A 22,794-nucleotide genomic window follows, 5' to 3' on the forward strand; every position below is an offset into this window, starting at 1 on the left:
GGGGGGCTTTCGCCCGAGGGGAGAGCGGGCGAGCCACTGATACCATTGTGGTAGCCACGACGACCCTATTCCCCATATCAGCATGAACGATTCCCTCGGTAAGGCGCCTGCCGGCGATCAGGACGGCGGGCCGGTGCGCATGTCGCGCCAGGAACTGCGATCCAGCCTCTGGCTGGCCAGTCTGTACGCCATTCGCATGCTGGGGCTGTTCCTGGTCCTGCCGGTGTTCGCGGTGCACGCCCGGCAGCTGCCCGGGGGAGATGATCCGGCCTGGGTGGGCTTTGCCTTCGGGGCCTATGGCCTCACGCAGGCGTTGTTGCAGATTCCCTACGGTGCGGCGTCCGACCGCTTCGGGCGCAAGCAGGTCATCACGGTGGGGCTGCTGGTGATGGCAGCCGGCAGCGTGCTGGCCGCCATGGCCGACACGGTGGCGATGCTGGCCCTGGGCCGGGCGCTGCAGGGCGCCGGCGCGGTTTCGGCGGCCATCAGCGCGCTGGTGGCCGATTCCACCCGTGACGAGAACCGCAGCAAGGCCATGGCGCTCATTGGCGTGATGATTGCCATGTCCTATGCGGTGTCGCTGGTGGTGGGGCCGGTGCTGTATCAGCGCGTCGGGCTGTCCGGCATGTTCCTCTTTACCGGGGCGCTGGCGCTGCTGGCCATTGGCGTGCTGTGGCGGCTGGTGCCCAACCCGGCGCAGTCGCCGGTGCGTCAGGCGGCTCCGCCGCTGCGCGAGGTGCTGGGGCCGGACCTGTGGCGGCTGGATGCGGGCATCTTCCTGCTGCATCTCACGCAGATGGCGCTCTTCGTGGTGCTGCCGGCGCGGCTGCTGGCGGCCGGCATGGCGGTGGGTGACCACTGGCAGATGTATCTGCCGGCCGGGGCGCTGGGCTTCATGCTGATGCTGGGACCCATGCGGGCGGCCGAGCGGGGCAACCGGATGAAGCCGGTCTTCCTGGGCGGTGTGCTTGTGCTGGCGCTCAGCCAGCTGGGGCTGGCCTTCGTGCCCGACCAGGTGTGGCCGCTGGCAGGGCTGCTGCTTCTGTTCTTCACGGGCTTCAACCTCATGGAGGCCATGCTGCCGTCGCTGGTGTCGCGGCTGGTGCCGCCCAATGGGCGCGGGCTGGCACTGGGGGTCTACAGCACCAGCCAGTCGCTGGGGGTGTTTGCGGGCGGCGCCTTCGGGGGGCTGGTGCTGAAGTACGCCGGCGCGACGGCGGTGCCCCTGGCGTCGGCGCTCCTGCTGGTGCTGTGGTGGGCGCTGGCCCGTTCAGCCCGGCGGTGGCCGTCGGCGGCGTCCCTGCGCGCCGAGAAGGCCGCAGCCCAGGAGGCGTCCGGGGGCTGAGCCCGTGCGGCGCTTCCGGCAGGCAGCTCAGGGCTGGCCTCGCCGGATGGCCTAGCCCGGCGTGTCTTTTTGGCCATCGCCTGCCCATCGTTCTTTCATCGACAATCACGGCCTGCCGTTGCACTGTTTCTCGGTCCTGCGGCCGGTTTCTGATCTCAGGAGTTCTCTCATGGCATCCGTCAACAAAGTCATCCTGGTGGGCAATCTGGGCCGCGACCCGGAAGTCCGCTACACGGCCGAGGGTTCGGCCATCACCAACATCTCGGTGGCTACCACCTCGCAGTGGAAGGACCGCAACTCGGGCGAGCGCCGCGAGGAAACCGAATGGCACCGCGTGACCTTCTTTGGCCGCCTGGCCGAGATCGCCGGTGAGTACCTGAAGAAGGGTCGCTCGGTGTACATCGAGGGCCGCCTGAAGACCCGCAAGTACACCGATGCCAACGGCGTGGAGAAGTACGCTACCGACATCATCGCCGAGCAGATGCAGATGCTGGGTGGCCGTGATGGCGGCGGAGACTTCGGCGGCGACAGCGGTGGCCGTTCCGGTGGCTACGGTGGCGGCTCGTCCGGGGGCTATGGTGGTGGTGCTTCCGGCGGTGGTGCCCGCAGTGGCGGCGCTGCAGGCGGTGGCGCCCCGGCAGGCGGCAACCGTCCGGCCCCCACCTTCGACGACATGGACGACGACATCCCGTTCTGACGGTCTGGGCGCATCGGCAACACGTCCTGCGCCCGTCCAGGATCGCAATCCATGAAAAAAGCGCCGCATCTGCGGCGCTTGTCGTATGGACGGATGGAATCTGAATCTGAGGGCTGCGTCAGGGGGCGCAGCTTCGTCGTGGCAGCGCCTACGTGCTCATGCGTTTGAGCCGTTCGCGGCGGCCCACCCATTCGTCATGCATGCGCTTGGGAATGATCAGGCCCAGGGACAGTGCCAGTGCGATCTGCACGGCGGTGACCCCGTGTGAGAGGGTGGCCACCAGGGTGGGCAGGGCGTCCACATCGGGCTGCTGCAGCTGCAAAAGACCGCTGGCCATCCGGAAGACGTAGCTGCCCGGAATCATCGAGACCACGGCGGCAAAGCCGATGCCGGCAAAGGGCAGGTCCAGCCGGTGGGCAACGGGCGCCAGCACCAGACCGGCCGCCACGGCCGCCAGGCCTGCTGCCTCGCCGGGTGACAGGCCGAACTCGGCCTTGCACAGCCAGTTCAGTGCGTGGGCAGCCATGCCCACACAGACGGGCCAGACCAGTGCACGCAGGGGCATTGAGAACAGCAGGCCGAAGCTGCAGGCCGCCAGCCCGGCCGAGAGCACGTCCTTCCAGAGCGGAACAATCCGTGCACCCGGCAGCAGCGGCAGTGCCACGTGGTTGAGTGACAGGCCCAGCAGCAGGCCGGTGCAGATGGCGGCCAGCAGGGTACTGGCGTAGGCCAGCCGGGCGATGCCCATGCTGGCGCGGGTGGCCGACAGGTCCATCAGGCCGTTGAGGATGGCGGGGCCGGGCACCAGGATCATGGCCGGGCACAGGGCTACCAGATGCAGCCGGGAGGTGAGATCCCAGTGCACGGCCAGTGCACCGATGGCACCGGCCAGCCAGGCGGCAACACCCACTTGCCAGACGATGCCGATGCCCAGATGGGCCATCTGGCGACGGATGAGGGCGCCCAGTCCGGCGCTGATGGCCATCAGGCCGATGGCGCCGGGACGCTGGGCGCCAAAGATGAAGGCCATGCCCAGGGCCCCGCCGATGCAGGCCAGCATGTACAGCAGCAGCGGGGTGGCATGCATGCGCTGGATGGTGCCCAGGCGAGAGAGGCCAGCCGTGAGGTTGTCCAGACGGGTGGTGCGCGCCAGGTGCATGTAGGCGGCCACGCGGTGCATGGCCACCGCGTGTGGCGAGCATGGCGCGATGTCGAGCAGGTCATGCCGGTGGTTTGGCTGCCGGGTGCGCATGATCAGCTCGCCCCAGCGCGGCATGAGGATGACTTCCTGCCCCAGGCGCTGGCCCAGTTCGGTGGCCACGCGCACGGTCTCGCCGGTCTGAAGGCCGTCGGACAGCATGCCCCGGGCGATCTCGAAGACGAAGTGGCGGGCGTCTTCCTCGCTGGCGGGGGCTGCCGCTGGTGCGCCGGATTCAGGGGTGTCAGGGCCTTTCTCCCCGGGCTCGGAGGAGACAGGCATGTTCTGTTTCTGGGAAGGAGGTGTGCTCTGCATCCGGCAACGATACGCCCAACCCGCTGGTCATGCGGGTCATACCCGTGTGCGACGCTTGCTGCCCGGGCCGGGTGTGTCGATGCCGCAACGCCGGTCCGAGGGCGCCGGAGGCCGTTCGGCGGCCCATCCCCCTGTCATGGGTACCGCCTTATAATGAAAGGCTTTTCCTGTGCATTTCGATCATGCCGATCTACGCCTATCGATGCAGCAGCTGCGGATATGAGCAGGACGTGCTGCAGAAAATCTCCGCTGCCCCGCTGACGGACTGTCCCTCGTGCGGCAAGCCGGATTTCCACAAGCAACTGTCCGCGCCCGCCTTTCAGCTCAAGGGTACGGGCTGGTACGTGACCGACTTCCGCGACAACGGCACCAAGCCGGCCGGGCAGGACCCCAAGCATGGCAAGAGCCACAGCGCCGGGGACGCGGGCAACGGCGCCTCGTCCGGGGCGGCTGATGCTGGGTCGGGTGCCGGGTCCACGGCGTCGTCGGGGAGCGCCTCCGGCGGTGCAGGGGCTGCTTCGGGCAGTGATTGATCGTATCGGGATGTCCAAGGGAGCCCTGCCATGCTGAAGCGCTATTTCGTGACCGGCCTGCTGCTGTGGGTTCCGCTGGTGATCACCGTCTGGGTGCTGAATCTCATCGTCGGCACCATGGACAAGAGCCTGGCACTGCTGCCAGCCCAGTGGCAGCCGCAGGTCTGGCTGGGGCGCGACATTCCCGGCGTGGGCGTGGTGCTGACGGTGCTCATCGTCTTCGTCACGGGGCTGCTCACCACCAACTTCATCGGCCGGGCGCTGGTGCAGCTGGGCGAATGGATCCTGTCGCGCATTCCGGTGGTGCGCACGCTGTACTCCAGCGTCAAGCAGGTCAGCGACACCATCCTGTCGCCGCATGGGCAGGCGTTTCGCAAGGCGCTGCTGGTGGAGTACCCGCGTCGTGGCTGCTGGACGCTGGGCTTCCTGACCGGGGCACCCTCGGCCGCGATGCAGGCGAAGATGGGCGTGTCGTCCGGACAGGAAGAGGATACGATGGTGTCCGTGTTCGTGCCCACCACGCCCAATCCCACCTCGGGCTTCTTCCTGATGATGCGTCGTGAGGAGACGGTGGAACTGGACATGAGCGTGGATGCCGCGCTGAAGTACATCGTGTCGATGGGGGTGGTAGCGCCCCCGGTCGGCCGGAACGAAGCTGAAACCAATCATGAATGAGACCGTGGGTCGAGTCGGGCGAAGCGTCCGGTGCGGCCGGCGGGCTCAATAGAACGACGGTCCCGGGGTCGGGGCCATGAAACCGGTGTCCGGCATGGCCGGGCACCATACTGCGGTTGCCAGGAGAGAATCAGTGAAACGTAGCTGTTATGTCGGTGAATTGTCCGAGGCCTTTCTGGATCAGGAAGTGACCCTGATGGGGTGGGTGCATCGGCGGCGGGATCATGGCGGGGTGATCTTCATCGATCTGCGCGACCGCGAGGGCCTGGCGCAGATCGTCTGCGACCCTGACCGCGCCGAGACCTTCCGCACGGCGGAAAGCCTGCGCAACGAATACTGCATCCGCATTACCGGCAAGGTGCGTCGCCGCCCGGAAGGCACCGTCAATGACGGCATCCGCAGCGGCCAGGTGGAGGTGCTGTGCCATGAGCTGGAAGTGCTGAACCCGTCGGTCACGCCGCCGTTCCTGCTCGATGACGAGAACCTGTCCGAGAACACCCGCCTGACCTACCGGGTGCTGGACCTGCGCCGCCCGGCCATGCAGAAGAACCTGATGCTGCGCCACCGGGTCACGATGGCGGTGCGCCGCTATCTGGATGACCTGGGCTTCGTGGATGTGGAAACGCCGATGCTGACGCGCTCCACCCCCGAGGGTGCACGGGACTACCTGGTGCCGTCGCGCGTGCACGATGGCTACTTCTACGCGCTGCCGCAGTCACCGCAGCTCTTCAAGCAGCTGCTGATGGTGGCCGGCTTCGACCGCTACTACCAGATCACCAAGTGCTTCCGGGACGAGGACCTGCGCGCCGACCGCCAGCCCGAGTTCACGCAGATCGACTGCGAGACCTCCTTCCTGTCCGAGGAAGAGATCCGCGGCATCTTCGAACCGATGATCCGCACGATCTTCAAGCAGGTCATGAACGTGGACCTGCCTGATCCGTTCCCGACGATGAGCTTTGCCGAGGCCATGCGCCTGTACGGTTCGGACAAGCCCGATCTGCGCGTGAAGCTGCAGTTCACCGAACTCACCGATGTGATGAAGACGGTGGACTTCAAGGTCTTCTCCGGTCCGGCCAATGCCAAGGACGGTCGCGTGGTGGCGCTGCGCGTGCCGGGTGGCGCGTCCATCAGCCGCAGCGAGATCGACGCCTACACGCAGTTCGTGGGCATCTACGGTGCCAAGGGCCTGGCCTGGATCAAGGTCAACGACGTGAAGGCCGGCCGCGAAGGCCTGCAGTCGCCCATCGTCAAGAACCTGCATGACGAAGCCATCGCCGCCATCCTGGAGCGCACTGGCGCCCAGGACGGCGACATCATCTTCTTCGGCGCCGACCGTGCCAAGGTGGTCAACGACGCCATCGGCGCGCTGCGCGTGAAGATCGGCCACTCCGAGTTCGGCAAGGGCCACGGCCTGTTCGAGGCCGGCTGGCAGCCGCTGTGGGTGCTGGACTTCCCGATGTTCGAGTACGACGAGGACGAGAAGCGCTGGGTGGCCCTGCATCACCCGTTCACCTCGCCCAAGGACGGCCACGAGGACCTGCTGGAATCCGATCCGGGCGCCTGCATCGCCAAGGCCTACGACCTGGTGCTGAATGGCTGGGAGATGGGCGGCGGCTCGGTGCGTATCCACCGTGACGACGTGCAGAGCAAGGTCTTCCGCGCGCTGGCCATCGGACCTGAAGAGGCCGAAGCCAAGTTCGGCTTCCTGCTGTCGTCGCTGCGTTATGGTGCGCCCCCGCACGGTGGCCTGGCCTTCGGTCTGGACCGCATGGTCACGCTGATGACCGGTGCCGAGTCGATCCGCGACGTGATCGCCTTCCCCAAGACGCAGCGTGCCCAGGATCTGCTCACGCAGGCGCCGTCGCCGGTGGACGAGAAGCAGCTGCGCGAGCTGCATATCCGCCTGCGCAACCCCGTTGGCCAGGTGGCAGGCCAGCCCGCCGCAGATGGGCACAGCGCCTAAGATCCCCGAGTCCGTGCTGGTGGTGATCCACACCACCGACGGACAGGTGCTGCTGCTGGAGCGGGCCGACCGGCCCGGCTTCTGGCAGTCGGTGACCGGCAGCCTGGATGCGCCGGATGAGGCACCTTGCGCTGCGGCGCGGCGCGAGGTGCAGGAAGAAACCGGGCTGACGGCAGGGGTCGTGGGCCCGTTGCACGATCTGGGCATTCAGAATCGCTACGAGATCTATGCCCACTGGCGGCACCGCTATGCGCCGGGGGTCACGCATAATACCGAGCATGTGTTTGCGCTGGCGCTGCCGGCCCCGGTTCCGGTGAAGCTGGCGCCCCGCGAGCATCTGGCCCATGCCTGGCTGGCCTGGGAAGAGGCGGCCCGGCGCTGCTTCTCGCCCAGCAACGCCGACGCGATCCGGATACTGGCGAAGCGCCTGGGCTGGAAGGCATCGACAGGCGAGGCAGGAGAGACACCATGAAATCACTGCGGTTGCGGGTGGCCACCTACAACATCCACAAGGGCGTGGTGCCCGGGCCCTCGCTGCGCCGTCGTCCCATGGTGAAGGAAATGCGCCAGCGCCTGCATGAGCTGCAGGCCGACGTGGTGTTCCTGCAGGAAGTGCAGGGTCAGAACAATCGCTTTGCCAAGCGCTTCGCGCAGTGGCCTGCCGATCCGCAGGCCCAGTACCTGGCGCTGGACCCCGAGTCCTCCCGCCGTTTCCAGGCCGTCTATGGCCTCAATGCCCGTTACCTGCACGGGCATCACGGCAACGCGCTGCTGTCGCAGTTTCCCATCCTGTCCATCGAGAACCGCGATTTCTCCGACCACGTGTTCGAGCGGCGCGGTGTCCTGCACTGCGTGCTGCAGATGGGCGAGCGCGCGGTGCATTGCTTCGTCATCCACTTCGGGCTGTTCGCCCGTAGCCGGGCCCGTCAGGCCGGTGCGCTCATCGACTGGATCCGCGCCGAGGTGCCTCCCGGTGCCCCGCTGCTGATCGCCGGCGACTTCAACGACTGGCAGGATGCCCTGAGCCGCCTCCTGGTGGAGCGGCTGGGCGTGTATGAGGTGCTGGACAGCGCCCGCACCTTCCCGGCGCTGATGCCGTGCCTGCGCATGGACCGCATCTATGTTCGCGGCTTTGCCGTGGAGACGGCCCAGGTGCTGCGGGGGCTCAGCTGGGCGCGGCTTTCCGATCATGCGCCGGTGGTGGCGGACCTGACGCTGCTGCCCGACTGATCCGGGCCCGTTCGCCCGTCCTGTCCTGTCGATTGTCATCATCCCCCACCGTGGGCGAGGCTATCATGACAAGGGTATTCAGGAGGAAGCGCACCATGACGAAGGATGAGACGATGAGCTGGGTCGAAGAGATCTCCGTGGCCGGACAGCCGGCGTTCTGCCTGCGCAATGCCGTGGGGGACCAGGTGGTCGTCCTGCAGCATGGGGCGCAGATCCTGTCGTGGATGACGGCCGATGGCGTGGAGCGCCTGTACTGCACCTCGCGTCTGCCTTCGGAACCGAAACCCGTGCGCGGTGGCGTGCCGGTGATCTTTCCGCAATTCAATCAGCGGGGGCCGGATTTCACCCTGCCGCGCCATGGCTTTGCCCGCCAGCTGCGCTGGTACCGAATCGCGCCGAACGTGGCAGCCCAGGCCGCGCCTGCTCCCACCCCGTTCCCGGGCATGCCTGGGGCCGAACCGGGCGCTGTGGCGGCCAGTGCTCCGGCGCCTGCCGGTTGTGGTCTGCCCGAGACCCATGTGCCGGCCGACATGACCGCGACCGAAGCCGTGCCCGGCCTGCATGCTGCCGACCTGGTGCTGGCGCTGGGGGATGGCCCCGAGACACACAAGAGCTGGGAACACGCCTTCCGCCTGCAGCTGCGTATCCGTCTGCTGCCCCAGCAGCTGGACTTGCAGCTGGTGCTCGACAATACCGGTACGCAGTCCATGCGCTTCACGGCCGCGCTGCACACCTACCTGGCAGTTCCCGAGCTGCCGGGCACCACGCTGGATGGCCTGGAAGGCAGTACCCGGCTGGACACCCTGGTTCAGCCCAACCGTCAGGAAGCCGCTCCGGGTGGGCCGTTGATCCTGCGGGGAGCCATCGACGACATCTATTTCGACGTGCCTCGGCCGCTGCGGCTGCACAGCGCTGGCGGGGCACTGCGCATTGGCATGAGCGGCGGCTTTGTCGATACGGTGGTGTGGAACCCCGGCCCTGAAGGGGCGAAGGCCCTGGCCGACATGCCTGACGACGACTGGCGGCGAATGCTGTGCGTGGAGGCTGCCTGCATTGGCCGGCCTGCCGAGGTGCCGCCGGGCGGTCGCTGGCTGGCCGGGCAGCAGCTGCAGGTTCTCTGAGCGTCAGCTGTTCGCGCAAGATTGCTTACGTTTCCCCGGAGTTTCAGGCGGGATCTCGATATTTGTCACAGGGTTCCTGTGCTATTTTTTGTGTTGCTGGGGCGTAACAGTCGGAGCAAGGAGAACATGAAGCACGAACCGTGGAGCCTGGGTGCCAGCCTGCCGGGTGCGGTCACGAAGAATGGCATCGAATGGGTGACACTGCCCTTCCGCGCGCTGGATGCGGCGGTGCTTTATCGCGTCCTCGCATTGCGCAGCAGCATCTTTGTCGTCGAGCAGGAATGCCTGTACCAGGATATCGACGGGCTCGACCAGCACGCGCTGATCGTCGTCGGCATCCGCCCCTGGGGTGCCACGGGCGATCATGGCGCCACCCTGTTTGACGTGATTGCCACGGCGCGCATCCTGCCGCCGGGCGTCGGCTTCGACGACCCCTCCATGGGTCGGCTGTGCGTGGCGCAGCCCTTCCGTCAGCGGGGCCTGGGCAGAACCCTGCTGGCCCACACGCTGCAATCCGCCCGTGAGGCCTTCCCCGGGCAGCCCATCCGCATTTCGGCCCAGGCGCACCTGGCGAACTTCTATCGGTCAGCCGGCTTCATGCCGGTCTCGGATCCCTATCTGGAAGACGGCATTCCGCACCTGGAAATGCTGATTGCGCCCCAGAAGGACGCGCCCTTCATCGCCTGAAGCCCGCTCAGGCGCGGGCTACAGAGGGCTGGTCCACCGGGCGAGGCTGGTCGTTCTCGTCCATGGCCACGTAGGTGAACAGGGCCTCCGAGACCTTGCGGACTTCCGTGGGGGCATGGATGTTGTGTTCGGTGTAGGCCTCCACCTTGCAGGTGACGGACGTGTTGCCCACGCGTACCACGTCGGCGTAGAACAACGTGCGTGAGCCAACCTGGATGGGAGCCAGGAAGGTGAGCGTGTTGACGGCCACGGTGCTGACCCGGCCTCGGGCACGCTGCACGGCAGCCACGGCCCCGGCGATGTCCATCTGCGACATGATCCATCCCCCGAACACGTGGCCATGCGGGTTCGCATCGGGCGGCATGGGCACGATGGCCAGCACGGGCGTGCGGCCGCTGGGCAGCTCGCTCTGGGAGGTGTTGCGGGAAGACGGGGAACGATGGATCTCGGTCATGGTGCGGATGGACATGCTGCCTGGCAGCATCGGACAGTTCGGCCAAGCATAACGCATGCCGCCCCGGGGCGGCACGTGGCGTTTACCCGGTGGGTCATAGCGGCAGCTGCAGCACGTGCGGGCAGTGATCGCTGGGGCGGGGGCGCTCCAGCGACAGGGGCGCCTCGAAGGGCACCACCTGCACACGCAGGTCTTCCGGCGGTGTGCGCAGCCAGGCATCCAGATTGTGGCTCAGCAGGAAGACATCGATGTGGTGGTGGCAGCGAGCCAGCTTGCGGTAGGGGCCACTGGCCACCAGGGTCAGGCGGGTACCGCGTGGCTGGTCGTCATCCAGTTCCGGCAGCACGCTGGCAACACGTCGCATCTCGTCCGACGTGCGTATCGGGGCGGCGGCCGGGCTTCCGTCGCCTCGCGCCGGCAGCCCCTGCCGGAGTTCCTGGCGCAGGTCCCGGTTGAAGTCACCACTGATCAGCACCGCATGGCCGGCCGCCATCTGACGATCCAGCCAGCCTTCCAGTGCCGGTACCTGTGACTGCAGCGTTTGACAGGATGACAGCCGCCGCCATTGTCGGGTGGGCTGGCGGCTCAGACTGCGGTCCAGTCGCCCCTGCCGGCAGCCCGCCTTCAGATGAACGTTCAGGATGGCCAGCGTGGGAGCTGGTCGTGCAGCTTTCGGGGGTGTACCGGATGGCTTCTCGGGCACGGGCAGTGGCAGGTACACGGCCAGCCCCGGCCGCGTGCGCCGACCTTCCGGGCTGCTGCGCGCCAGGCTTTCCACCACTTCCACCCGGGGCTCCTGCAGGAAGCGGTGGGTGGGCCAGGCCACGGCCAGGTTCTGCGAGATCGGGCCGCCGTTCCAGCGTTCGGCCGTCGTGTGGATTGTCCAGCCCTTGCCCAGCACCTGGCGAACGGCGTCAGCGTCGGTAATCTCCTGCATCAGCACGATGTCGGGTCGTGCCGTCCGGACCAGCTCGGCCAGCTGGCGTACCTTGGCATCCAGGTCCTGGCGTCGGTGCTGGGGGCCGAAGATGAGGCGCCCCTGCATGTCACGGCCGTTCAGGGCGTCACAATAGGGCAGCCCCGCCGGGCGACGGTCGCCAGGCCCGTCCCGCCAGCCCAGGGGTTCGCAGAAGGACTGCCAGCGCGCAAAGACGGCGGGCGACATCAGGTGCTCGGCATTCAGCGTCATGATGCGCAGGCCATTCGCATCGTCGATGGTCGCACTGCCCGCCACGCCGTCCGCCTGACGACGTGCCTTTCTGCCCTGGGGGCGATCATCGTTGCCCGTGCTTCCGGCTACCCGGGCGCTTGACCCGGCATGGGCGCGTGCACGCTTGTCCTTGTTCTTCTGTCCTTCCTTCTGGCGCCGCTTGCTCGTGGCGACCTGTTCACGCCATTCGGCCGGCACGTCAGGACGGTGCCCCTTGGTCAGAGTGGCCTCGCCGGTAGTCTGTGTACTGGCGCCGCGGGTGGGATCGTCAGCCGAACAGCCCGCCAGACCCGTCAGCAGGGCGGTGGCAAGCAGCAGGGCAGGAAGGCGGTGGCGCATGGAGGTTCCGGGAAGGGGACGAGAAGGGGACGAGAAGGGGACGAGAAGGGGACGAGAAGGGGACGAGAAGGGGACGAGAAGGGGACGAGAAGGGGACGAGAAGGGGACGAGAAGGGGGCGAAGGAAGGAGGGCGCAAACGGACAGGGCAGGGTGAGCAGCAGAGATGGAATGGGCCACGGCTGCGGCACCGCAAGCAGCGTCCAGGGGAGGCAGCTGCCTGGGGCATGGCGGTGGTTCCGGCCACGAGCGTCGGCCCGTGATGATGCCATCATCGGTGGGGCGCCAATTCGGCCGAACGGCTTCGTCCACCATGGCCCGATGGACGGCGTGTCGGCATATCATTGCACCATGGATACGCTGACCCTCAGAACCCCCGACGACTGGCACCTGCATCTGCGTGACGGTGCCGCCCTCCATTCGGTCGTGGCCGCTAGTGCACGCCAGTTTGGCCGTGCCATCATCATGCCCAACCTGCGCCCGCCCATCACCACGGTGGCCGAGGCCACGGCCTATCGTGACCGCATCCGCCTCGCGCTGGATGAGGCCGTGGGGCGAGGCGAGATCAGCCAGGCCCAGGCGGCAAGCTTCCAGCCGCTGATGACGCTCTATCTCACCGAAAAGACCTCTGTGGACGACATCCGGCAGGCCGCTGCCGGGGACGTGGTGACGGCCGTCAAGCTCTATCCGGCCGGCGCTACCACCAATTCCGATGCGGGCGTGCGCGCCATCGACCGGGTGATTCCGGTGCTGGAAGCCATGGCCGAAGCCGGCATGCCGCTGCTGGTGCACGGTGAGGTCACGGATCCTGACGTGGATGTCTTCGATCGTGAGGCCGTCTTCATCGATCGCGTGATGATTCCGTTGCGCACCCGGCTGCCGCAGCTGAAGGTCGTGTTCGAGCACATCACCACCCGTCAGGCGGCCGAGTACGTCAGGACTGACTCCGCCGAGCCTGGCATGCTGGGCGCCACCATCACGCCACAGCACCTGCTCTACAACCGCAATGCCATCTTCACCGGCGGGCTGCGTCCGCACTGGTACTGCCTGCCGGTGCTCAAGCGCGAAATCCACCGCACGGCACTGGTGGAGGTGGCCACCAGTGGCGATCCTCGCTTCTTCCTGGGGACCGACAGCGCCCCCCATGCCCGTGCGCTGAAGGAAGTTGGCAATGGCTGTGCCGGCTGCTATACCGGCCCCCATGCCCTGGAGCTCTATGCCTGGGCCTTCGAGGCTGCCGGCGCACTGGACAAGCTGGATGCCTTTGCAAGCCTGCACGGCGCCCGCTTCTACGGAAGGGCGCCCAATACCGGCACCATTACCCTGAAGCGCCAGGACTGGACCATTCCCGAGAGCCTGCCTTTTGCGGGAACCGAGATCGTGCCGCTGGCGGCCGGCGAGACATTGAGCTGGCAGGTGGTGGGCGAGGGCAGGACCGCCTGATTCCTCCATGCCGGACTGTCGGGGGCTTTTTGGTATGATGCCCTCGGTGCCACCCTGTTGTGGCCCTTTCAATCAGTCCTCTCATCCTTGTTCTTCCCATTGCCGGGAAAGGAAAAAACCATGATCAAGAAACTGAGCGCAGCCCTGCTGGGCGTCGCTTTCGTGCTGGCTGGCTGCAACACCGTGGCCGGCGTGGGCAAGGACATCAAGGCCGGTGGCGAAAAGCTGGAAAGAAAGGCCGAGGGCGTGAAGAGCGGTTCCTGAGCCTTGAGCCAGAAACCTTCCCACAGAGATCGAGATTCAAGGAGATAAGAACATGATCAAGAAACTGAGCGCTGCCCTGGTGGGTGCCACCTTCGTGCTGGCCGGCTGCAACACCATGTCCGGCATGGGTCAGGACATCAAGGCCGGTGGCGAGAAGCTGGAGAAGAAAGCCGAGGACGTGAAGCACGGCTCGTCGGAAAGCACCTCGCATGACGCCATGCACCACGAGCATGGCACGACGGCTGCCCAGCCCACCGAGACCATGACCAAGGAAGGCTCCTCATCGGACAGCTCGATGTGGGACAAGACCAAGGAAAAAGCCTCGGAAATCAAGGACTCCGCCAAGGAGAAAGCCTCGGAACTGAAGGATTCCGCCAAGGAAAAGTTCAGCAAGTGAACACCTGAGACCAGAGCTGCCGCGTTCTGTCCGGTTTGACCGGGCAGGTGGGGAGCAAGCCCAGGTTGCAGGATGATCGTGCCTGCCCAGGAAGCTGGTGTCAGGCCGAACCGTCCGACAAGGCCGCCACACTTCGGTGTGCGCGGCCTTTTTGCTGTCCGGTACCGGGAGCACGCTTGAAGCACGCCGTCGGGAAGGTGAAAGCAGCCGCCGAGCCCGGAATGCGCCGCGTGGTGACGCTGTATACCGTTTCGTCTTGTTGCACGTTGTAGTATCTGTAGCTGCAGATTGAGGGTTTCGGCATGGAATCTTCATATTTCATGCCTTCATCCGCCAGACTGGCATTCAACATTGACGAGGCGACATCGTGGTTCCGGAAAGAAAAACAGCAAGACCGGATGGATCGACATGGGGCATGGCGCTGCTGGCCCTGACGCTGGCAGGCTGTGGAGGAGGCGGGGGGCCCGATCCCTTTCCGTCACACTTCAATACTGAAGTCGTCTGGCAGGCCGACATCCCTGCCGCGGGCCAGTCGACCTGCTTCGACTTCGACGCGGGTTCCGAGGTGCCCACGTGCCTTGGCAATGCCTGGGACCTGAAGATCACCGGACGGCAGGACGAAGCGCCCATGCTGTTCACCAACAGCGGCTCCAGTGGTACTGGCCAGGGTGGTGTCTATGTTCGGCGGGCTGCCAACGGAACCATCCAGCAGGTCCTGATGAAATGGTTCCATCTGGAACAGTGGAAGGATGGGGCCACGAACCCGGCCAACCGCGAGCCCCTGCCGGCCGATGCCTATGTGGCTGACGCCAACGGCTCGCTGTTGAATGTGCCCGCCACCCTGCGGGGGCTGGATGAAGACCATGGCTGGTTCATCAAGTACACCGATGCAAGTCGTGCCCAGGCAGCCGGCTTTGCGCCGTTGGCAGGCGTGCTGGGGGCCGATCCTGAACGTGGGGCTCTGATACGCGGCGGCGAGGGAAACAACTACGCCCGCATGCGTCTGAAACGCGTGTCCTATCAGGATCCGAAGAACCTGAACTCGGCGCAGCGCTGGACCATCCAGTTCTACGCACAGTTGCCGGGTAGGTAGACGGTGCTGTCTGCGGCCGGCACCCGCTGCGGAACGGGAAAGCCCGCGTGTGCCGGCCTGCCGTGCAACGGGCAGAGTCCGGATTGAACCCTTGGCAGGGACGGATACCATCGTATCCTGCCGGGGGCAGTCATCGCATCGATGACGGTCCCGTGACCTTCCGGACCATGCCCCCATGAAAGACGACCGATTTCTTGCTTCAGTTCACCCGGGCCTTTGCCGGTCCAACCCGCCGAGGCAGGGAGGCGCATCATGAGTCCAGCCGGTGGCGGTGTATCGAACCCGGTCAAGGACCGCTGCGGACGATGCAGGCCCAAGCTGCTGGCTGGCATGCTGGTGCTGTTGGCGCTGCTGCTCGTGGCGGCTATCGGCTCGGCCATGAGTGGTGCCGTGCGCATTCCGCTGGACGCGATGCCGGCCTTGCTGGGCGTGGCGTCCGATTCCGTATCGACATCTTCCGCGGCTGGCCATCCGGAATACCGGCTCTGGGAAGGCGTGCTGCTGGACATCCGCCTGCCGCGCATCCTGTTGGGCATGCTGGCGGGGGCGGCGCTGGCCGTGGCCGGTGCCGTCATGCAGGCGCTTTTTCGCAACCCGCTGGCCGAGCCCGGTCTGGTCGGCGTCTCGGTGGGCGGGGCAGTTGGTGCTGTGGGTGCCATTGTCCTGGGATATGACCAGCAGCCGCTGGTGCTGGCAGGCGCTGCCTTTGTCGGCAGCCTGCTGGCCACACTGGCTGCCTGGCTGCTGGGACGGCGTGCACCGGGGGCGGCAGGCATCCTGCTGGCCGGCATCGCCATCAATGCCTTTGGTGGTGCGCTCATCGGTGTCTTCACCTACCTGGCCAACGACATGCAGCTGCGCAGCCTGACCTTCTGGAACCTGGGCAGTCTGGCCACTGCGGACTGGGCCATGCTCTCCTGGCTGGCGCCCTGGACGCTGGTGCTGATGGGGGCGCTGCTGTGGCAATGGCGTGCACTCAATGCGCTGCTGCTGGGTGAACGTGAGGCGCTGCACCTGGGCTTTGAGCTGCAGCGTTTGCGCGCACGGCTCATCCTGCTGGTGACGCTGCTGGTGGGGCCACTGGTGGCCGTCACCGGCATCATCGGCTTCGTGGGTCTGGTCGTGCCGCATCTTGTCCGCCTGGTGGTGGGTGCCGATCACCGGCCGCTGCTGCCTCTGTCACTGCTGGCGGGAGCGCTCATTCTTGTCCTGGCTGACTGGGTTGCACGCATCGTCGTCATCCCGGCCGAATTGCCCATCGGCATCGTCACTTCCTTGCTGGGGGCACCGGTGCTGTTCATGCTCATCCAGCGGGAGGCGCGCTGATGTTGCAGGCCCATGGCATCGCCGTGCAACGCGGTGAACGTCAGATCCTTTCCGACATCGATCTGTCCCTGCCGGCTGGCCAGGTCATCGGCGTGCTGGGTGCCAATGGTGCCGGCAAATCCACGCTGCTGGCTGCTCTGGCGGGCGAACTGTCTCCCAGCGTCGGCAGCGTCACGCTGAACGGGCGCCTATTGTCTGCCTGGCCTGCGGTAGAACTGGCCAGCTGCCGAGCCGTGCTGCCGCAGAGCCCTTCGTTGCAGTTTGACCTGCCGGTGGCCACCGTCATCGGCATGGGGGCCTATCCGCATGCACGACACTCGCGGACAGGCGCGCACCCTACCAACCGCCACGACACGGCCCAGGCCGCCATGGCCGAAGATCAGCGCATCCTGCAGCGCGTGCTGGTCCTGGCCGATGTGCAGGACCTTTACGAGCGCCGCTACCGCCGCCTTTCCGGCGGCGAACAGCAACGCGTGCACCTGGCCCGCGTGCTGTACCAGCTGCTGCTGGCACGTCATGGGAACGATGAGTACCGCGTGCTGATGCTGGACGAACCCACCGCCAGCCTGGACCCGCGCCACCAGCTGCAGCTGCTGTCTGCCGTGTATACGTTGGCGCATGAAGAGAACGTGGCGGCACTTGTCATCGTGCACGACTTGAACCTGGCCGCCGGCTGCTGCGACCGGCTTCTGCTGCTGGGCCAGGGGCGCGTCGCCGCCTGTGGGACGCCTGCCCAGGTACTCACCCCCGACACGCTCCGCCAAGTCTATGGCGTGGAGGCCACCGTTCTGCCGCATCCGAACCAGCCGGGGAGACCGCTGGTGGTGTTCTGAAATTCGCAGTGAAAGGCACCGACTCGGGCGTCTATCTGGAGGTGGAGAGCCCCGAAGCCTTCAGGCAGCAACTGGAGGCTGTGGCTGACAGCTGACGCCGGGTGCTGCGGGCTGTCCGGAAATGGCATGATCAGCCCTCCACAAGGGTTTCTAGAACATGCCCAGAAAATCCCCCGCGCTTCTGCCAGATGGTCTGTATGACCAGGTGGTGACCGATTCGTTGCAGCAACTCATCGAGGCTTCGATCGGTGAGCATGGCTTTACCGTGGCCGATCTGGCTGCGGAAGATGCCCCCGCGCGAATGGCGGAGGTGCTGGCTTCAACGCTGGCCCGCATCCTGGAAGATCTGGGCGAAGAGGATGGAGGGAAGCCGCGGCGTCAGCTGGCTCTGGTCAATGACTTGCTGCGATACGTGCGTCATCGAGCCACGCATTCGGATGTTCCGGGGGATACGGGGGCAGGGCATGGGCCCCATGCGCTTGAGCCGCGTGACGAGGCACGCCTTGACGCAGATGGCGGCCACGGGCTTCTGAGCAGCCCGCCGCGCCTGTTGCAGGCCGTTCATCGAAACCGGGTTGTGCCGTTGCGACCGGAAATCGGTCTGGCCATGCCCTGGCTGTTCACGGCAGGTCGGGGAACGCCCTCCCTGCTGTCCGAGCTGCAACGCGAACTGGGCGCCTGCGACAGGGTCGACATTCTGGTCAGCTTCATCACGCAGTCCGGGGTTCGGAAACTGCTGGACATTCTGCAGAGAATTACCGCGGTCGATGCTCACGGTAGACCGGGTACAAGGTTGCGCATCCTCACGACCACCTATACCGGCGCGACGGAGATGCAGGCGCTGGACCTGCTGGCCAGGCTGCCGGGTGTGGAGGTTCGGGTTTCGCTGGATGGCAGGCGCACACGTCTGCATGCCAAGGCGTGGATCTTCCATCGGGATAGTGGCTTCGGATCTGCCTACGTGGGTAGTGCCAACCTGTCGGCCGCGGCCATGATGGGCGGTCTGGAGTGGACGGTGAAGTTCACCGAACAGGGGCAGGAAGAGCTGTTTGCCCGGGCGCGTGCCAATTTCGAGACTCTGTGGGAAGACCGCGAATTCCAGCGCTATGACCCCGAGAATGCCGTGCATCGGACTGCCCTTGAGAATGCGCTGACACGAGAGGCCGGGCATGGGCTTCCTGTACGCCTGACCTTCTTCGATCTGGAGCCCAAGAGCTACCAGCAGGACATGCTGGATCAGCTGCATGCAGAACGGCTTCAGGGACGCCACCGCAACCTGCTGGTGGCCGCAACGGGGACGGGCAAGACCGTGGTGGCAGCATTTGATTACCGGCGTCTGTGTGCTGCACAAGGGGGAAGGCCGCGCCTTCTTTTTGTCGCACATCGGGAAGAGATCCTGCGACAGGCCAGGCGCACCTATCAGGAAGTCCTGCGCGACCATGCGTTTGGCTGCCTGCTGGTGGGAGGTGCTGAACCCGATAGCCATGATCATCTGTTTGCCACCATCGACAGTGTCAGTTCCAAGAGGCTGGTCGATCGTTTTGGTGCCGATTACTGGAACGTGGTGGTCATTGATGAATGCCATCGCCTGGCAGCCAACCGCTTCGATGCGTTGGCGAACGCCATCCGGCCTGCCGTGCTGCTGGGGTTGACGGCCACGCCCGAGCGTAGTGATGGGAAGTCCATTCTGGGGTACTTCCAGAACCGTCGGGATGGTTCGCCGGCCGTCGAGCTTCGACTTTGGCAGGCACTGGATCTGCAGTTGCTGTGTCCGTTCGAGTACTACGCCTGCGACGACGAGACGGATTTCTCTTCGGTGCCGTGGAACGCGCCGGGAGAAACGGCCGCCATCGACCGCCTCGTGACCGGAAACGACATGCGGGCACGCATGGTCATCCATGAATGGCAGCGTCTGGCAGGCAGCCTGTCCCAGAGCAGGGCATTGGTCTTCTGTGTGTCCGTGGGCCATGCCCGGTTCATGACAGACAGGCTCAATGCTGCCGGAATTCCGGCCGAGTGTGTGGTGGGAGACAGTTCGGCAGAGGATCGGCGTGCAGTACCCGAAAGACTGGCCCGGGGCGAGATCAATGCCATCGTCACCTGCGATCTCTATAACGAAGGGGTGGACCTTCCCTTCGTGAACACGCTGCTGTTGTTGCGTCCCACGCAGAGTCCGGTGCTTTTCCAGCAGCAGATTGGCCGTGGCCTGCGTCTGCATTCCAGCAAGGAGAGCTGCCTGATTCTGGATTTCGTGGGACGGTATCGGGAAGACTTCCGCTTCGACCGCCTGCTGTCATCCCTGACGGGCCTGCATCGTGCGCAATTGCCGAGTGAGGCCGAGAACGACTTCCCCAGTCTTCCTTCCGGATGCTTCATCCATCTGCAACGCCAGGCACGTGAGCGGATCCTGGACAGCCTGCGACGGATGGTCCAGCAGAACTGGCGACGTCTTTGTACGGAACTGCAGACTTACGTGACGCTTCAGGGGCGTGAGTCGACACGGCTGGTCGATTTCCTGAAGGATCAGGGCGTGGAGCTGGAGAGTCTCTATCGCAGCAGCGGAAGGTCCGGTTGGACCTGTCTGAAGCGACAGGCAGGCCTGCTGCCTGGGGAGGCCTCGCAGGAAGAAGAGTACTTCGGCAGGCGCTTTGCAGACCTTCTGCATGTCGATGATGTCGAACGGCTGGCGTTTCTGGCGCAGGTTACGCAGTCACGCGCAGCGCATGAACTGAAGGAAGCGCATCCGAATCAACACGGACGTGAGGCTGTGGCGATGTCGGGAAGCGCTCTTCTGAAGGATGCCGGCTCAGCACGTGAGCGGCGTCTGCTGCAGATGCTGGCCTATCAGATCGATGCGGGACATCAGCAGAAGGAAACCGGCGCAGCCTTTCTTGCGCGACTGATGGAAAGCCCGATGTCCTTCCAGGAGCTGGGGGAGCTTGCCGAGGTGCTGTCCAGCCGGAACGTGCTGCCGGCACGTTCCATCCCCGGGATGGAAGATCTTCCGCTATGCCTTCATGCCAGTTATGGCGTTCGCGAGATCCTGACGGCCGTCAGCTGGCTGACTGACACACGGCGCTCGCCTTTTCAGGCGGGGGTACTGGCCTTGCCGGAACGACGGACAGAGCTGCTGTTCGTGACGCTGGACAAGCGCGAAGGCTACCATCAGCGCATTGCCTACCATGATTACGCCATCAGCGCAGAGCGCTTTCACTGGCAGACCCAGAATTCGGCCGGCCCGGATACCAAGGTGGGGCGGCGTTATCTGGAAAGCCCGGATAACGGCTGGCGGTTCCAGCTGTTCGTGCGTCAGACCCGGAAGGACCCGTATCGTGCCTGTGGTCCCGTTGCCCTGCTGCAGGCTGAAGGCAATCGTCCCATGAGCATTCACTGGAAGCTGGATGTTCCTCTGCCAGCCAGGCTTTTCCAGGCGTTCAGTGTTCTTCGTGATGCCTGACGAATGACGCACGACGCGGGGAGCGCCGGATGCCTCCGCCTTCGGACATGCCCGCGCTGCCCCTGGCGTGGGCTTACGCCTGGGCCGTTCCCCGAATCTTCTGGATGCCCAGGAAGACGATGGCCAGCACCAGGCCAGCCAGCAGGCCGACCACGCCCTGGGCTACCGGCAGTGCCAGGCCGGACAGCCAGGCAGGCAGCGTGACCTGCGCCAGGCTGTGTTCCAGGGCATGATGCACGGCCGGAATGCCGTGAGTCGCGATGCCGCCGCCGACCAGGAACATGGCGATCGTGCCGGCGATGCTCAGACCCTTCATCAGCCAGGGGGCTGCACGCAGGATGCCGCGCCCGATGGCGCGCAGCAGCGGGCGCATGCCGTTGCCCTGCAGCTGGCTCAGGTACAGGCCCAGGTCGTCCAGCTTCACGATGGCGGCCACAATGCCATAGACGCCCACGGTCATGGTCAGGGCGATGATGGCCATGACCGTGATCTGCGTGGGCAGCGGCTCGTGGGCCACGATGCCCAGCGTGATGGCGATGATCTCGGCCGACAGGATGAAATCGGTCCGGATGGCGCCCTTGACGCGCTCCTTCTCGTTCAGCGGCGGCTGTTCGTCGGCAGGGGGAGGCGCTTCGGCCGAGGCATGATCGGCGGCGTGCTCGGCGTGCTTGCGATGCAGTGCGGAGTGCAGCAGCTTTTCGGCACCCTCGAAGCACAGGAACAATCCACCCAGGGTCAGCAGTGGCGTTACCAGCCAGGGGGCGAAAGCGCTGATGGCGAGCGCCAGCGGTACTAGGATGCTCTTGTTCAGCAGCGAGCCCTTGAATACGGCCCAGACCACGGGCAGTTCTCGGTCCACGCGCACGCCCGTGACCTGCTGGGCGTTCAGGGCCAGGTCGTCGCCCAGGACGCCTGCGGTCTTGGCGCCGGCGGTTTTCGTGAGTGCTGCAACATCATCCAGCAGGCTGGCGATGTCGTCGATTAAAGTGAGCAGGTTGGCAAGCGCCATGCGTATCCCATCCAGGCCGGGAGGGCCGTGAAACCGTTGAATGTACCTGATCGATCGATGTCCGACGCTGCGGAAGTATCCGTGAAAGGTGATACAGCATGTGAAGTGTTGCCACTGCCTGTCGGGAATGGAAACCGCCTGTGCGACGTTCAGGGACTGCAGGCCGGACGTCGACATTGGCTGGGCGGCATGGCCGCCGCCCTGCTGGGGGGCGGTGCGTTTGCGGTGTGCCCTGGTGTTGTGCGGGCCGCTGCGCTCCCGCCCCCGGAACGCAGGACGGTTTCGCGGTCGAAGGCGACATTGCCTTTTCCGGTGTCGAGAGCGGTACCCGGTGGTGTAGCCGTGGTGCCACTGGGGGCTGCCCGGCGGGCGCCCAAGGCCATCTGGAACGGAGTACCTGTTCTGGTGACAGGGTCATCATCCGGGTGGTTCGCGGTGTTGGGCATTCCGCTGCACACGTTGCAGGATCGGCTGGTGCTGGAGGTGCAGGATGCGGCGCCCGGTGCGCCGCGAGCCGCCAAGCAGGCCTCGGCGCACGACAAGGGCAAAGGTCACGACGCAGAGGTCATGGCGGAGGCCCGGGCTGGCAAGGCTCCGCCGGAGGCGTCGTCGACCGGGGTGCGACAGATCGATGTGCCCATCCGTCCCCATCAGTATGCCGAGCAGCATCTCAAGGTGGCACCAGGGCAGGTCACGCTCAGCAAGGAGGTCCTGTCCCGCCATCTGCGCGAGCGCAAGCAGAGCACGCGTGTCATGTCCACCTGGAGCGAACCGGTGCCGGCCTCGCTGCAGCTGCGCCAGCCGGTGCCGGGCGTGCGCTCCAGCTCGTTCGGGCTGCGTCGCTTCTTCAATGGCCAGTCGCGCAATCCGCATGGGGGCATGGACATCGCGGCGCCCGTGGGAACGCCCGTGAAGGCGGCCGCCCCCGGCGTGGTCATCGATACCGGCGACTATTTCTTCAACGGAAACACCGTCTGGGTTGACCACGGCGCCGGGTTGCTGACCATGTACTGTCATCTGGACCGCATTCGCGCCCGTGTCGGCCAGCGGGTTCGGACGGGCGATGTCATTGGAACCGTGGGCAAGACCGGGCGAGTCACCGGCCCGCATCTGCACTGGTCGGTGTGCCTGAACCGCACCATGGTCGATCCGGCGCTTTTCCTGAAGGCCGAACAGCCCAAGAAGGCGACGCGGCGCAAATAGGGAA

The 22,794-nt window shown here is 65.7% G+C and carries 22 protein-coding genes; 17 read left to right on the top strand and 5 right to left on the bottom strand.

Annotated elements, in window-relative coordinates; all coding sequences use genetic code 11:
• Positions 1 to 82: 82 nt before the first annotated feature.
• Together EL249_RS04010 and ssb are read left to right on the top strand one after the other, a co-directional pair.
• Complete coding sequence (locus EL249_RS04010; protein ID WP_005674199.1) at positions 83 to 1,345, top strand: MFS transporter; 1,263 nt, start codon at positions 83 to 85, stop codon at positions 1,343 to 1,345.
• Positions 1,346 to 1,514: 169 nt separating this feature from the next.
• Positions 1,515 to 2,042, top strand: a complete 528-nt coding sequence (gene ssb / locus EL249_RS04015) for a single-stranded DNA-binding protein (protein WP_005674198.1) — start codon at positions 1,515 to 1,517, stop codon at positions 2,040 to 2,042.
• A 148-nt stretch (positions 2,043 to 2,190) separates the two neighbouring features.
• Here ssb and EL249_RS04020 read toward each other — a convergent pair whose 3' ends face one another.
• Positions 2,191 to 3,522 carry a threonine/serine exporter family protein gene (locus EL249_RS04020; protein WP_169311692.1) on the bottom strand — a complete coding sequence of 444 codons (1,332 nt, stop codon included), beginning with the start codon at positions 3,520 to 3,522 and terminating at the stop codon, positions 2,191 to 2,193.
• 215 nt (positions 3,523 to 3,737) lie between these two features.
• Here EL249_RS04020 and EL249_RS04025 point away from each other — a divergent pair, with 215 nt between their 5' ends.
• From EL249_RS04025 to EL249_RS04055, 7 genes are all read left to right on the top strand, one after another.
• Positions 3,738 to 4,088, top strand: coding sequence for an FmdB family zinc ribbon protein (locus tag EL249_RS04025; RefSeq protein WP_005674196.1), 351 nt, complete (start codon positions 3,738 to 3,740; stop codon positions 4,086 to 4,088).
• Positions 4,089 to 4,121: 33 nt separating this feature from the next.
• Entirely contained in the window at positions 4,122 to 4,763 is a 642-nt protein-coding gene (locus EL249_RS04030; protein ID WP_040531716.1) for a DUF502 domain-containing protein, read from the top strand.
• Positions 4,764 to 4,857: 94 nt separating this feature from the next.
• Positions 4,858 to 6,726 carry an aspartate--tRNA ligase gene (gene aspS, locus EL249_RS04035; RefSeq protein ID WP_050781920.1) on the top strand — a complete coding sequence of 623 codons (1,869 nt, stop codon included), beginning with the start codon at positions 4,858 to 4,860 and terminating at the stop codon, positions 6,724 to 6,726.
• Complete coding sequence (nudB, locus tag EL249_RS04040; protein WP_005674193.1) at positions 6,710 to 7,198, top strand: dihydroneopterin triphosphate diphosphatase; 489 nt, start codon at positions 6,710 to 6,712, stop codon at positions 7,196 to 7,198. Before aspS ends, nudB begins: the two co-directional genes overlap by 17 nt.
• Positions 7,195 to 7,956 carry an endonuclease/exonuclease/phosphatase family protein gene (locus EL249_RS04045; protein WP_005674192.1) on the top strand — a complete coding sequence of 254 codons (762 nt, stop codon included), beginning with the start codon at positions 7,195 to 7,197 and terminating at the stop codon, positions 7,954 to 7,956. Before nudB ends, EL249_RS04045 begins: the two co-directional genes overlap by 4 nt.
• A gap of 95 nt (positions 7,957 to 8,051) precedes the next feature.
• Positions 8,052 to 9,077 carry a D-hexose-6-phosphate mutarotase gene (locus EL249_RS04050; RefSeq protein WP_050781919.1) on the top strand — a complete coding sequence of 342 codons (1,026 nt, stop codon included), beginning with the start codon at positions 8,052 to 8,054 and terminating at the stop codon, positions 9,075 to 9,077.
• A 126-nt stretch (positions 9,078 to 9,203) separates the two neighbouring features.
• Positions 9,204 to 9,764 carry a GNAT family N-acetyltransferase gene (locus tag EL249_RS04055; RefSeq protein WP_005674189.1) on the top strand — a complete coding sequence of 187 codons (561 nt, stop codon included), beginning with the start codon at positions 9,204 to 9,206 and terminating at the stop codon, positions 9,762 to 9,764.
• A 7-nt stretch (positions 9,765 to 9,771) separates the two neighbouring features.
• Here EL249_RS04055 and EL249_RS04060 read toward each other — a convergent pair whose 3' ends face one another.
• Entirely contained in the window at positions 9,772 to 10,233 is a 462-nt protein-coding gene (locus EL249_RS04060; RefSeq protein ID WP_232002035.1) for an acyl-CoA thioesterase, read from the bottom strand.
• A 79-nt stretch (positions 10,234 to 10,312) separates the two neighbouring features.
• On the bottom strand, positions 10,313 to 11,767 hold the full coding sequence (locus EL249_RS04065; RefSeq protein ID WP_005674186.1) for an endonuclease/exonuclease/phosphatase family protein: 1,455 nt from the start codon (positions 11,765 to 11,767) through the stop codon (positions 10,313 to 10,315).
• Positions 11,768 to 12,116: 349 nt separating this feature from the next.
• Between EL249_RS04065 and pyrC the strand changes: the two genes are divergently transcribed.
• The 3 genes from pyrC to EL249_RS13845 all read left to right on the top strand — a co-directional run bounded on the left by pyrC (position 12,117) and on the right by EL249_RS13845 (position 13,869).
• The gene (gene pyrC / locus EL249_RS04070) at positions 12,117 to 13,208 is read left to right on the top strand and encodes a dihydroorotase (protein WP_040531704.1); all 1,092 of its coding nucleotides are present in this window, start codon (positions 12,117 to 12,119) and stop codon (positions 13,206 to 13,208) included.
• 120 nt (positions 13,209 to 13,328) lie between these two features.
• A complete protein-coding gene (locus EL249_RS04075; protein WP_005674182.1) occupies positions 13,329 to 13,472 on the top strand; it encodes an entericidin A/B family lipoprotein in 144 nt (47 codons plus the stop codon).
• 52 nt (positions 13,473 to 13,524) lie between these two features.
• Positions 13,525 to 13,869 (top strand): entericidin A/B family lipoprotein, encoded by a 345-nt coding sequence (locus EL249_RS13845; RefSeq protein WP_005674180.1) that lies wholly within the window; start codon positions 13,525 to 13,527, stop codon positions 13,867 to 13,869.
• Between the two features lie 100 nt (positions 13,870 to 13,969).
• Here EL249_RS13845 and EL249_RS04085 read toward each other — a convergent pair whose 3' ends face one another.
• Positions 13,970 to 14,191 (bottom strand): hypothetical protein, encoded by a 222-nt coding sequence (locus EL249_RS04085; protein ID WP_169311690.1) that lies wholly within the window; start codon positions 14,189 to 14,191, stop codon positions 13,970 to 13,972.
• Between the two features lie 93 nt (positions 14,192 to 14,284).
• On the opposite strand from EL249_RS04085, the gene EL249_RS04090 reads away from it, so the two are divergent.
• The 4 genes from EL249_RS04090 (at position 14,285) to EL249_RS04105 (ending at position 20,578) form a co-directional block, all read left to right on the top strand.
• The gene (locus EL249_RS04090; RefSeq protein ID WP_005674177.1) at positions 14,285 to 14,962 is read left to right on the top strand and encodes a hypothetical protein; all 678 of its coding nucleotides are present in this window, start codon (positions 14,285 to 14,287) and stop codon (positions 14,960 to 14,962) included.
• 252 nt (positions 14,963 to 15,214) lie between these two features.
• Positions 15,215 to 16,288 carry a FecCD family ABC transporter permease gene (locus EL249_RS04095; protein ID WP_005674176.1) on the top strand — a complete coding sequence of 358 codons (1,074 nt, stop codon included), beginning with the start codon at positions 15,215 to 15,217 and terminating at the stop codon, positions 16,286 to 16,288.
• Positions 16,285 to 17,121 (top strand): heme ABC transporter ATP-binding protein, encoded by an 837-nt coding sequence (locus EL249_RS04100; protein ID WP_040530043.1) that lies wholly within the window; start codon positions 16,285 to 16,287, stop codon positions 17,119 to 17,121. Before EL249_RS04095 ends, EL249_RS04100 begins: the two co-directional genes overlap by 4 nt.
• 157 nt (positions 17,122 to 17,278) lie before the next feature.
• The gene (locus tag EL249_RS04105) at positions 17,279 to 20,578 is read left to right on the top strand and encodes a DEAD/DEAH box helicase (protein ID WP_005674174.1); all 3,300 of its coding nucleotides are present in this window, start codon (positions 17,279 to 17,281) and stop codon (positions 20,576 to 20,578) included.
• 73 nt (positions 20,579 to 20,651) lie between these two features.
• Here EL249_RS04105 and EL249_RS04110 read toward each other — a convergent pair whose 3' ends face one another.
• Positions 20,652 to 21,587 carry a DUF808 domain-containing protein gene (locus EL249_RS04110; RefSeq protein ID WP_040530037.1) on the bottom strand — a complete coding sequence of 312 codons (936 nt, stop codon included), beginning with the start codon at positions 21,585 to 21,587 and terminating at the stop codon, positions 20,652 to 20,654.
• 189 nt (positions 21,588 to 21,776) lie between these two features.
• Here EL249_RS04110 and EL249_RS04115 point away from each other — a divergent pair, with 189 nt between their 5' ends.
• Positions 21,777 to 22,790: a peptidoglycan DD-metalloendopeptidase family protein gene (locus EL249_RS04115; RefSeq protein ID WP_083799531.1), complete on the top strand. Its 1,014-nt coding sequence runs from the start codon at positions 21,777 to 21,779 to the stop codon at positions 22,788 to 22,790.
• Positions 22,791 to 22,794 lie beyond the last annotated feature (4 nt).

It is taken from the genome of Lautropia mirabilis, from assembly GCF_900637555.1.
In the GTDB taxonomy this organism is placed as follows: Bacteria; Pseudomonadota; Gammaproteobacteria; order Burkholderiales; family Burkholderiaceae_E; genus Lautropia; species Lautropia mirabilis.

Bases quoted from the DNA above. Each gene is read 5' to 3' on its own strand.
- EL249_RS04010 (WP_005674199.1), top strand. From the start codon at position 83: ATGAACGATTCCCTCGGTAAGGCGCCTGCCGGCGATCAGGACGGCGGG.
- ssb (WP_005674198.1), top strand. From the start codon at position 1,515: ATGGCATCCGTCAACAAAGTCATCCTGGTGGGCAATCTGGGCCGCGAC.
- EL249_RS04020 (WP_169311692.1), bottom strand. From the start codon at position 3,522: ATGCCTGTCTCCTCCGAGCCCGGGGAGAAAGGCCCTGACACCCCTGAA.
- EL249_RS04025 (WP_005674196.1), top strand. From the start codon at position 3,738: ATGCCGATCTACGCCTATCGATGCAGCAGCTGCGGATATGAGCAGGAC.
- aspS (WP_050781920.1), top strand. From the start codon at position 4,858: ATGGCCGGGCACCATACTGCGGTTGCCAGGAGAGAATCAGTGAAACGT.
- nudB (WP_005674193.1), top strand. From the start codon at position 6,710: ATGGGCACAGCGCCTAAGATCCCCGAGTCCGTGCTGGTGGTGATCCAC.
- EL249_RS04045 (WP_005674192.1), top strand. From the start codon at position 7,195: ATGAAATCACTGCGGTTGCGGGTGGCCACCTACAACATCCACAAGGGC.
- EL249_RS04050 (WP_050781919.1), top strand. From the start codon at position 8,052: ATGACGAAGGATGAGACGATGAGCTGGGTCGAAGAGATCTCCGTGGCC.
- EL249_RS04055 (WP_005674189.1), top strand. From the start codon at position 9,204: ATGAAGCACGAACCGTGGAGCCTGGGTGCCAGCCTGCCGGGTGCGGTC.
- EL249_RS04060 (WP_232002035.1), bottom strand. From the start codon at position 10,233: ATGTCCATCCGCACCATGACCGAGATCCATCGTTCCCCGTCTTCCCGC.
- EL249_RS04065 (WP_005674186.1), bottom strand. From the start codon at position 11,767: ATGCGCCACCGCCTTCCTGCCCTGCTGCTTGCCACCGCCCTGCTGACG.
- pyrC (WP_040531704.1), top strand. From the start codon at position 12,117: ATGGATACGCTGACCCTCAGAACCCCCGACGACTGGCACCTGCATCTG.
- EL249_RS04075 (WP_005674182.1), top strand. From the start codon at position 13,329: ATGATCAAGAAACTGAGCGCAGCCCTGCTGGGCGTCGCTTTCGTGCTG.
- EL249_RS13845 (WP_005674180.1), top strand. From the start codon at position 13,525: ATGATCAAGAAACTGAGCGCTGCCCTGGTGGGTGCCACCTTCGTGCTG.
- EL249_RS04085 (WP_169311690.1), bottom strand. From the start codon at position 14,191: ATGAAATATGAAGATTCCATGCCGAAACCCTCAATCTGCAGCTACAGA.
- EL249_RS04090 (WP_005674177.1), top strand. From the start codon at position 14,285: ATGGCGCTGCTGGCCCTGACGCTGGCAGGCTGTGGAGGAGGCGGGGGG.
- EL249_RS04095 (WP_005674176.1), top strand. From the start codon at position 15,215: ATGAGTCCAGCCGGTGGCGGTGTATCGAACCCGGTCAAGGACCGCTGC.
- EL249_RS04105 (WP_005674174.1), top strand. From the start codon at position 17,279: ATGCCCAGAAAATCCCCCGCGCTTCTGCCAGATGGTCTGTATGACCAG.
- EL249_RS04110 (WP_040530037.1), bottom strand. From the start codon at position 21,587: ATGGCGCTTGCCAACCTGCTCACTTTAATCGACGACATCGCCAGCCTG.
- EL249_RS04115 (WP_083799531.1), top strand. From the start codon at position 21,777: ATGGCCGCCGCCCTGCTGGGGGGCGGTGCGTTTGCGGTGTGCCCTGGT.